Source organism: Streptomyces sp. SID3212 (genome assembly GCF_009865405.1).
Classification (GTDB): Bacteria; Actinomycetota; Actinomycetes; order Streptomycetales; family Streptomycetaceae; genus Streptomyces.
Genome location: NZ_WWJY01000237.1, coordinates 1 through 10,000, shown reverse-complemented (window position 1 = coordinate 10,000; position 10,000 = coordinate 1). Strand labels below are relative to the sequence as shown.

Sequence of the window (10,000 nt, the reverse complement as noted above, 5' to 3'; positions counted from 1 at the left end):
GACTGCGTGCCTTTTGAAGAATGAGCCTGCGAGTTTGCGGTGTGTTGCGAGGTTAACCCGTGTGGGGAAGCCGTAGCGAAAGCGAGTCCGAATAGGGCGGTTTAGTAGCGCGCTCAAGACCCGAAGCGGAGTGATCTAGCCATGGGCAGGTTGAAGCGGCTGTAAGAGGTCGTGGAGGACCGAACCCACCAGGGTTGAAAACCTGGGGGATGACCTGTGGTTAGGGGTGAAAGGCCAATCAAACTCCGTGATAGCTGGTTCTCCCCGAAATGCATTTAGGTGCAGCGTCGTGTGTTTCTTGCCGGAGGTAGAGCACTGGATAGGCGATGGGCCCTACCGGGTTACTGACCTTAGCCAAACTCCGAATGCCGGTAAGTGAGAGCGCGGCAGTGAGACTGTGGGGGATAAGCTCCATGGTCGAGAGGGAAACAGCCCAGAGCATCGACTAAGGCCCCTAAGCGTACGCTAAGTGGGAAAGGATGTGGAGTCGCAGAGACAACCAGGAGGTTGGCTTAGAAGCAGCCACCCTTTAAAGAGTGCGTAATAGCTCACTGGTCAAGTGATTCCGCGCCGACAATGTAGCGGGGCTCAAGCGTACCGCCGAAGTCGTGTCATTCCAGTACATAGGGCCAACGCCTGCTGGGATGGGTAGGGGAGCGTCGTGTGCCGGGTGAAGCTGCAGCGGAAGCTAGTGGTGGACGGTTCACGAGTGAGAATGCAGGCATGAGTAGCGATACACACGTGAGAAACGTGTGCGCCGATTGACTAAGGGTTCCTGGGTCAAGCTGATCTGCCCAGGGTAAGTCGGGACCTAAGGCGAGGCCGACAGGCGTAGTCGATGGACAACCGGTTGATATTCCGGTACCCGCTTTGAAACGCCCAGTATCGAATCCATTAATGCTAAGACCGTGAAGCCGCCCTGGAGCCTTCGGGCAAAGGGGAGTGGTGGAGCCGTTGATCCAAGGTGGTAGTAGGTAAGCGATGGGGTGACGCAGGAAGGTAGTCCAGCCCGGGCGGTGGTTGTCCCGGGGTAAGGGTGTAGGGCGTGTGATAGGCAAATCCGTCACACATATAGTCTGAGACCTGATGCCGAGCCGATTGTGGTGAAGTGGATGATCCTATGCTGTCGAGAAAAGCCTCTAGCGAGTTTCATGGCGGCCCGTACCCTAAACCGACTCAGGTGGTCTGGTAGAGAATACCGAGGCGTTCGGGTGAACTATGGTTAAGGAACTCGGCAAAATGCCCCCGTAACTTCGGGAGAAGGGGGGCCATCTTGGGTGAAGGAATTTACTTCCTGAGCTTGGGGTGGCCGCAGAGACCAGCGAGAAGCGACTGTTTACTAAAAACACAGGTCCGTGCGAAGCCGTAAGGCGATGTATACGGACTGACGCCTGCCCGGTGCTGGAACGTTAAGGGGACCGGTTAGTCACATTTCGGTGTGGCGAGGCTGAGAACTTAAGCGCCAGTAAACGGCGGTGGTAACTATAACCATCCTAAGGTAGCGAAATTCCTTGTCGGGTAAGTTCCGACCTGCACGAATGGCGTAACGACTTCTCGACTGTCTCAACCATAGGCCCGGTGAAATTGCACTACGAGTAAAGATGCTCGTTTCGCGCAGCAGGACGGAAAGACCCCGGGACCTTTACTATAGTTTGATATTGGTGTTCGGTTCGGCTTGTGTAGGATAGGTGGGAGACTGTGAAGCTTGGACGCCAGTTCAGGTGGAGTCGTCGTTGAAATACCACTCTGGTCGTGCTGGATGTCTAACCTGGGTCCGTGATCCGGATCAGGGACAGTGTCTGATGGGTAGTTTAACTGGGGCGGTTGCCTCCTAAAGAGTAACGGAGGCGCCCAAAGGTTCCCTCAGCCTGGTTGGTAATCAGGTGTTGAGTGTAAGTGCACAAGGGAGCTTGACTGTGAGACCGACGGGTCGAGCAGGGACGAAAGTCGGGACTAGTGATCCGGCGGTGGCTTGTGGAAGCGCCGTCGCTCAACGGATAAAAGGTACCCCGGGGATAACAGGCTGATCTTCCCCAAGAGTCCATATCGACGGGATGGTTTGGCACCTCGATGTCGGCTCGTCGCATCCTGGGGCTGGAGTCGGTCCCAAGGGTTGGGCTGTTCGCCCATTAAAGCGGTACGCGAGCTGGGTTTAGAACGTCGTGAGACAGTTCGGTCCCTATCCGCTGTGCGCGTAGGAGTTTTGAGAAGGGCTGTCCCTAGTACGAGAGGACCGGGACGGACGAACCTCTGGTGTGCCAGTTGTTCTGCCAAGGGCATGGCTGGTTGGCTACGTTCGGGAGGGATAACCGCTGAAAGCATCTAAGCGGGAAGCCTGCTTCGAGATGAGAACTCCCACCCCCTTTGAGGGGTTAAGGCTCCCAGTAGACGACTGGGTTGATAGGCCAGATGTGGAAGACCGGTAACGGTTGAAGCTGACTGGTACTAATAGGCCGAGGGCTTGTCCTCAGTTGCTCGCGTCCACTGTGTTAGTTCTGAAGTAACGAAGAGCCGTGTTGTCATCCAGCTTTTCGGATATCTTCATAGTGTTTCGGTGGTCATTGCGTGAGGGAAACGCCCGGTTACATTCCGAACCCGGAAGCTAAGCCTCGTAGCGCCGATGGTACTGCAGGGGGGACCCTGTGGGAGAGTAGGACGCCGCCGAACAATCTTTGATTACGGGAATGCCCTGTACCTTCTGGTACAGGGCATTCCTGCGTTCCGGGCCCATATGATCGATGCATGAACCACGTGATACGAGCGGTGCGGGCCGACGAATGGGCCGAGGTCAGGGAACTGCGGCTGGTCGCGCTCCAGGACCCGGCGGCGTCGATCGCCTTCCTGGACACGTACGAGCAGGCCTCCCAGCGGCCCGACTCCTTCTGGCAGGAGCGTGCGGCGGGAGTGGTGGCGGGGAGCGGGGCCCAGATGTTCGCCGCCGAGGCGCCGGACGGGTCCTGGTCGGGGAATGTGGGGCTGCTGGTGGAGCCGGCCGGCCTGATCGACTTCTTCGGCACCACCGTCGAGCAGTCCCAGGGACACCTCGTCGGGGTTTTTGTGCGTCCCGGGCAGCGCGGCGGCGGGCTCATCGACAGGCTGGTCGAAGCGGCTCTCGACTGGGCCTGGTCGCTGGAGGAACCGCGGCTGGAACGGGTCAGGCTCCACGTCCACGAGAGCAACAGCCGGGCACGAGCGGTGTACCGGCGGCTGGGATTCGAACCGACCGGCGTGCTGGTGCCGTTCGCGCCCGATCCGTCGGCCAAGGAGCAGGAGTGGGCGGTGAGCCGTCCCGCCGCCGGCTGACGCCGTCGCCGTACGGTCAGTCAGGGAGATCCTGGTGCGGCCAGCGGTCCCGCGCCTGTTCCCTGGAGCGCAGGAGAGCGAGCGTCGGCAGTCCGCGGTCCTGTCCCGTGGACAGCAGCTCGGGCAGCGGTCGCAGGGGCGCGACCGCCGCCACGTCGTCCAGGACCAACGACATTGGTGGGTCGAGCCGACCGTCAGATGACCGTGCGGCCATGCGGCGGCCGTGCTCGACCACGTGTGTGGTGAGTGCGGTGAGCAGAGGCATCGCGCCGGGATGGGAGCGGGGATCCTCGATGGGCTCACCCACCACGTAGAGCGTGCCCCCCTCGTCGGCGAAAGAATCCAACGTGAGGGAATCCGTTCGGTTGGGTGTGCAGGCCTCACGGATGTGGATCGAGGAGAGGGCCGCCAGCGTACGGGCCGTCAACTGTTGCGCCACCTCGCGGCGTTCGGGGTGCGAGGTGAGGGCCGACTCCAGCAGTCCCGCGAGGCCGGAGGCGGCTTTGGGGTGCGTACGGAGGATCCGTACGGCCTCGTGGGCGCCCGCGCCCTGCGCCCAGCGGTGCACCTGCTTGAACGGTCGCGCGTCCACCGCCGCCGCGTGCAGCCAGCAGCGCAGGAGCGTCTCCGCGGTGTCGGCCATGGCGGTGTCGAGGAGGGCGCGCGGGCGGACGGGGGACAGGAGCGCGGCGGCGCGGGCGGCGGCGGTGTCGGCGTTCTCGCATCCGGCGGCCGGGGACCAGTGGAGGCGGGCCGGGGTGTCGCAGAGGTGGCCGGGGTCGTAGACGAGGACGGGGCCGAGCTTGGCCCGCGCGTCCTTGGTCTCGGCCCAGACACCGGGGTCGGAGGTGACGACGAGCGCCGGGCCCTCGGCGTCCAGCACGGCCTGGACGGCGGTGGGGCGGCGGGTGCGGGAGGTGCCGTACACGACCCGTGGGGTGGTGCCGGGGACGGGGGCGGGCACGGAGAGGGGCGCGGGCGAGGGCGCCGGTACAGGTACGGACCCTGATGCCGGAGCCGGAGCCGGAGCCCGAGTTGGCACCGATTCCGTCGCCGTGAGCGGGCGCGTGTCTTCGACGGCCGGCGTGGGCGGTTGCGGGTGAGGGGCCCCGGCGGGGCCGTACATCGCCGCCACGGGCGCTTCCGCGCCCCTGCCCGGCCCGTGCGGCACCCCGTCCCTGGGAAGCGGCTGGTGCGGCAGCGAGGGGTGTTCGCGCTCCTGTGCCGCCGCCGTCCGCGCCGTCTCCCGTGCGTACCGAAGCTGCTCGCGGCGCCGGGACCGTACCGCCCGCCAGCGCGTCACGACGCCCAGCACGAACACCGTCAGCACGGTGAGGACCATCAGCTGGCTGATCAACAGCCCCCAGAACAGGCCGTATCCGGAGAGCTGCCCCGGCGGGGTGTCGGGCCAGGCCGCCGGCAGGTCGTGCGGCGCCGTCGCCAACTGCCGTAGCGCCAGGGGCGTACGGGCGAAGGTGACGTGGTCCGGCCAGCCGCCGTGGGCGAACAGGCCGGCGAATCCGGTCGCCGACCAGGTCAGCAGCGAGAACCCGAGCAGGAAGGCCAGCAGACCCACCAACAGCCCGTCGGGGACGCCTCCTTGGCGGCCCTGCTGCCTGCCCTGGCCCTGGTGGCGCTCCATGTCACGCCACCGTCGACTCGGAGGACTCGTTCAACTGCCGTTGTCGCTCCAGGAGTGCCGCACGCTGCTCCGCCTCCCAGTCCGCGGCCCGTACGTCTTCCGGCAGCCCGGCCGCCTCCAGGGCGTCGGCGGCGTCCGAGGCCTGGGAGTTCTCCGTCATCGCGCGGTCGGTGAAGACCAGGGGCCGTTCGGCCTCCGTCACCAGGTGCTTGACGACCTGGACGTTGCCGTTCACGTCCCAGACCGCGATGCCGGGGGTGAGCGTGGGGATGATCTCCACCGCCCACCGGGGCAGTCCGAGGACCAGGCCCGTCGCTCTCGCCTCGTCGGCCTTCTGGGCGTAGATCGTGCGGGTGGAGGCCATCTTGAGGATCGCGGCGGCCTCGCGCGCCGCCGCGCCGTCCACGACGTCGGAGAGGTGGTGGACCACGGCGACGAACGACAGGCCGAGTCGGCGGCCGAACTTGAGCAGGCGCTGGAACAGCTGTGCCACGAAGGGGGAGTTGATGATGTGCCAGGCCTCCTCGACCAGGAAGATGCGCTTCCTGCGGTCGGGGCGGATCCAGGTGTGCTCCAGCCAGACGCCGACGATCGCCATCAGGATCGGCATCGCGATCGAGTTGCGGTCGATGTGCGAGAGATCGAAGACGATCAGCGGCGCGTCGAGGTCGATGCCGATGGACGTCGGCCCGTCGAACATGCCCCGCAGGTCACCGTCGACCAGCCGGTCCAGGACCAACGCGACGTCCAGGCCCCAGGCCCGTACGTCGTCTATGTCGACGTTCATCGCCTCCGCCGACTCCGGCTCGGGGTGGCGCAGTTGTTCGACGATGTCCATCAGCACGGGCTGGCGCTCGACGATCGTCTCGTTGACGTAGGCGTGCGCGACCTTGAGGGCGAAGCCGGAACGTTCGTCCAGGCCGTGGCCCATGGCGACTTCGATGATCGTACGGAGCAGGGCGAGCTGCCCGGTCGTGGTGATCGCCGGGTCGAGTGGGTTGAGGCGGATCCCGTCGTCCAGGGCGGCCATGGCGTCGAGACGGATGGGGGTTATACCCAGCTGCTGGGCGATGAGGTTCCACTCGCCGGCGCCGTCCTCGCCCTGGGCGTCCAGGACGACGACCTGGCGGTCGCGGAACCGCAGCTGGCGCAGGACGTACGTCTTCTCCAGCGCGGACTTGCCGTTGCCGGACTCGCCGAGCACCAGCCAGTGGGGGGCGGGGAGCTGCTGCCCGTACAGCTGGAAGGGGTCGTAGATGTAGCCCTTGCCGCTGTAGACCTCGCGGCCGATGATCACGCCGGAGTCGCCGAGGCCGGGGGCGGCGGTGGGCAGGTAGACGGCCTGGGCCTGGCCCGTCGACGTACGGACCGGCAACCGGGTCGTCTCCACCGCCCCGAAGAGGAAACTGGTGAAGGCTTCCGTGAGGATGGACAGCGGATCTCGCACCACAGGCCCCTTTCTGTTCGGCGTCTACGGGTTCTGCACGGCGTCTACAGGCTTACGGCTTACTGATCACGGTTTACTGATCACGGGTCACGGGTCACGGCGCTCGGGTCGGCGGTTCAGCGGCGGATGCCGGTCGCGAACGGGAGGGTGTTCACGAAGGCACGGTGGTGCTCACGGTCGCACCACTCCAGCTTGAGGTACGACTTGCCGGCCGAGGCCCTGATGGTCCGCTTGTCCCTGGCCAGGGCCTCGGGCGACCTGGACGACACTGTGATGTACCCGACGAGGTTCACCCCCGCCGCACCGCTGGCGAGATCTTCACCCCGCTGGTCGAGCCTGCCGTGCGCGGCGATGTCGCGCGGGTCGACGGTGCGGTTCATCTTGGCGGCGCGGCTCGCCTCCGCGTCGTCGTTGGTCTTCTCCGTCAGCATCCGCTCGATGGCGACCTCGGTGGGCTCCAGGTCCATGGTCACCGAGACGGTGCGGATGACGTCCGGGGTGTGGACGAGGAGCGGGGCGAGGAAGTTCACGCCGACCGGGGTCATCGGCCATTCCTTCACCCAGGCGGTGGAGTGGCACCAGGGGGCGCGGGTCGACGACTCGCGCGTCTTGGCCTGGAGGTACGTGGGCTCCATCGCGTCCAGCTCGGCCGGCCAGGCGTTCCGCTTTGTCATGGCCTGGATGTGGTCGATGGGGTGGTCGGGGTCGTACATCGAGTGCACGAGGGAGGCGAGGCGGCCCTGGCCGAGGGGCTGGCGTACCCGGATGTCGGCCTCGGCGAGGCGGGCGCAGATGTCGGTGAGCTCGCGGGCCATGACGACGGCGAGCCCGGCGTCCTTGTCGAGCTTGCGGGTCCCGGAGGCGTGGCGGGCGGCGCGGGCCATGGCCTGCGCCTCGGCGGCCAGTTCGCGGGTGAAGTGCATGCAGGCGACGAGGTAGGCGCGGTGCTGCTCGCTGGAGGTGGAGACCATCGACTGGAGCTGGTCGTACGACTCCTGGAGCCAGCCGGGGGACGCGTTGTCGCCGCGCTGGGCGACGTCCTTGGCGTGGGCGTCGGGGTCGGCGGGGAGCGTACGGGCGAGCATCTGGATGCGGGTGACGAAGCCGTCCCCGTTGGCGACGTGCTTGAGGAGGGTGCCGAAGCGGTCGACGAGGGCTTCCTGGTCCTCGCTGTCGCGCAGGCCGACGCCGGGGCCCTCGATCTCGATGGCGGCGGTGACGGTGCGGCGGTCGGCGTGCAGCAGGACGGCGATCTCGTCGGGGCCGAAGGGCGCGGCGAGCCAGTTGATGCGGCCGATGCCGGGGGGCGGGCCGATCTCGACCTCGCGGCCGTCGAGGCTCGTACCGGACTCCATGGCGGCGGAGCGGTACGTCGTGCCGTTGCGGAGGGTCCGCTTGAAGCTGCGGTTGATCTCGAACCACTTGTAGAACGTGCGGTGTTTGTACGGCACGTACACGGCGGCCAGGGCGATGAGCGGGAAGCCCATCAGCGTCACGATCCGCAGAGAGAGGACCGGGACGAGCAGGCCGCACATCATGCCGAGGAACGCGCCGGCGATGATGAGCGCGATCTCGCCGGTCTCGCGGTTCTTGCCGACGATCGCGTTGGGCCGGGCGCGGCCGATGAGATACGTGCGGCGTGGTGCGATCGGGTGGGCCTGGGTCGTCAACGCCCTCCCCCTCCAGTGCTGTTGTTACCGGTGTTGCGTGAGCTGTGCGGGGTGCCGGTGGTGGGGCCGCCGCCGGTACGGGGCGGGGGTGCGGCGGAGGGGACATGTCCGCCGCCTCCCCCGCTTCCGCCGCCGCCTCCGGACGACGGGCGGGTGCTGTGCGCGGCGACGCCGCCGGAGATGGAGTTCTGCGACCGGCCGCCTCCACCGCCGCCTCCGCCCGAGCCGTCGCCGTTGTTGCGGCTGCTGTGGGTCTTGATGCCCTGGGAGACGAGGGCGGCGGGGGAGCTGATGGCGGCGGCGGCCCGGGAGCCGTCGGTGGCCTGCTTGCGGTTGTCGCGGGAGGCGGCGATCTCGTCGCCGAAGCCGGGGACGAAGCGGTAGATCATGGCGGACGCGAAGATCGCGAGCAGGATGATCGCCAGGCCGGTGACGACGGCGGAGAAGGAGTCGGGGCCGCTCTCGGAGGAGAGGGCGCCGGCGAGGCTGAGGACGATCACGATGACGGGTTTGACGAGGATGACGGCGATCATGATGCCGGCCCAGCGGCGGACGTGGCCCCACATGTTCTTGTCGACGAGTCCGGCGTAGACGATGACGCCGAGGAGGGCGCCGACGTAGAGCAGGACGGCGCGGATGAACAGCTCCATGAAGAGGACGCCGGCGGCGAGGATCGTCACGAGGGAGACGACGATGAGCATGATGGGGCCGCCGCCGATGTCGGTGCCCTTGGTGAGGGCCTCGGAGAACGACCCGAAGAACACGTCGGTCTGCTTGCCGGTGCCGGCGGCGATGACCTCGGTGACGCCGTCGGTCGCGGAGACGACGGTGTAGAGGATCAGGGGCGTGAAGGCGGAGGCGAGGACGGCCAGCCAGAGGAAGCCGACGGCCTCGGAGATGGCGGTGGTGAACGGGACGCCGCGGATGGCGCGCTTGGCGACGGCGAAGAGCCACAGGATGACGGTGAGGACGGCGGCGGCGCCGAAGACGATGGCGTACCGGGCGAGGAAGGCCGGGTTGGTGAAGTCGACGTTGGCCGTCTCCTCGACGGCGCCGGAGAGCTTCTCGACGACCCAGGAGGCGGATTCGGCGCAGCCTCGGGCTAGGGAGGAGAGGGGGTCGAGGGCGTCCGCGGGGTCGGTGGGGGCGAGTCCGCGCCGGGTCTCGCCGTTGTCGCAGTAGCTGCGTGCGGGGCCTCGGATGAGGTCGCAGGCGTTGTTGGTCGCGCTGGGGGTGGGGGTCGGCGTGGGCGCGGCGGCGGCGCGGGTCGCCAGCAGCACGGCGGCCGTCTGGAGACCGGTCACCAGAGCGCCGATCGAAAGGGCGCGGGCGCGGTTAGCGGGCATAGGTGAACCCTCCGAACTGTTGCACGGCGTCGGCCATTTCCTGCGCGCTGGAGGCCGCTTGGTCCCTGCCGACCGGTACGGGGCCGTCCTTCTGCGTGAAGTCGCTGACTTTCCAGTCGCCGTCGACCCACGTGAGCTCGAAGGTGTTCGTGAACCAGCTCTCGGACACCGGGTTGGTCGAGCCTTCGCCCGCCATGCCGAAGAGAGCCGAATACCAGACCGAGACGGTCGCACTGTCGGCGCCGAACTTCTCGACCTTTGAGCCGACCGGGTTCGTACGGGAGATGAACGTCATCCCGGCCGGCGGCCTGCCGTCCGCACTCAGGCCGATACTGGTGAGGAAGTCCGCGTTCGAATAGACCTTGTCGAGATCGCCCCGGCGCGCGGTCGCCACCGCGGGTGCGTACACGGCGTCCACGATCGCGTCGCGCTGGACCTTGTAGTACATCCCGTCCGACCCCAGCGCCACCGCGTAATTCGCCGCCGCACTGGCCGCCCCCTGCTCATCCCTCGCGAACCCCGCCGGAATCGTCCCGTTCTTGCCCGTCACCGGCTTCACGCCCGACGCCGCCGTCGGGTTCGACGCGCCGTC

General features: G+C 66.9%; 6 protein-coding genes and 2 rRNA genes (1 of these 8 cut by a window edge). 3 read left to right on the top strand and 5 right to left on the bottom strand.

Annotated elements, in window-relative coordinates:
• The 3 genes from GT042_RS06855 to GT042_RS06845 form a co-directional block, all read left to right on the top strand.
• Positions 1 to 2,469, top strand: a 23S ribosomal RNA gene (locus GT042_RS06855) (it extends 656 nt beyond the left edge of the window).
• An 81-nt stretch (positions 2,470 to 2,550) separates the two neighbouring features.
• Positions 2,551 to 2,667, top strand: a 5S ribosomal RNA gene (gene rrf, locus GT042_RS06850).
• A gap of 75 nt (positions 2,668 to 2,742) precedes the next feature.
• A complete protein-coding gene (locus tag GT042_RS06845) occupies positions 2,743 to 3,303 on the top strand; it encodes a GNAT family N-acetyltransferase (RefSeq protein ID WP_161307807.1) in 561 nt (186 codons plus the stop codon).
• Between the two features lie 16 nt (positions 3,304 to 3,319).
• Here the strand turns inward: GT042_RS06845 and GT042_RS06840 are convergent, their stop codons facing one another.
• The 5 genes from GT042_RS06840 to GT042_RS06820 form a co-directional block, all read right to left on the bottom strand.
• Positions 3,320 to 4,945, bottom strand: a complete 1,626-nt coding sequence (locus GT042_RS06840; RefSeq protein WP_161307806.1) for a type IV secretory system conjugative DNA transfer family protein — start codon at positions 4,943 to 4,945, stop codon at positions 3,320 to 3,322.
• A 1-nt stretch (position 4,946) separates the two neighbouring features.
• The gene (locus tag GT042_RS06835; protein ID WP_161307805.1) at positions 4,947 to 6,392 is read right to left on the bottom strand and encodes an ATP-binding protein; all 1,446 of its coding nucleotides are present in this window, start codon (positions 6,390 to 6,392) and stop codon (positions 4,947 to 4,949) included.
• A gap of 116 nt (positions 6,393 to 6,508) precedes the next feature.
• Positions 6,509 to 8,062, bottom strand: coding sequence for an SCO6880 family protein (locus GT042_RS06830; protein ID WP_161307804.1), 1,554 nt, complete (start codon positions 8,060 to 8,062; stop codon positions 6,509 to 6,511).
• Entirely contained in the window at positions 8,059 to 9,408 is a 1,350-nt protein-coding gene (locus tag GT042_RS06825; protein ID WP_202532452.1) for a hypothetical protein, read from the bottom strand. Before GT042_RS06825 ends, GT042_RS06830 begins: the two co-directional genes overlap by 4 nt.
• On the bottom strand, positions 9,398 to 10,000 hold a 603-nt coding region (locus tag GT042_RS06820; protein WP_161307803.1), incomplete at its 5' end, for a hypothetical protein. The genes GT042_RS06820 and GT042_RS06825, both read right to left, overlap by 11 nt.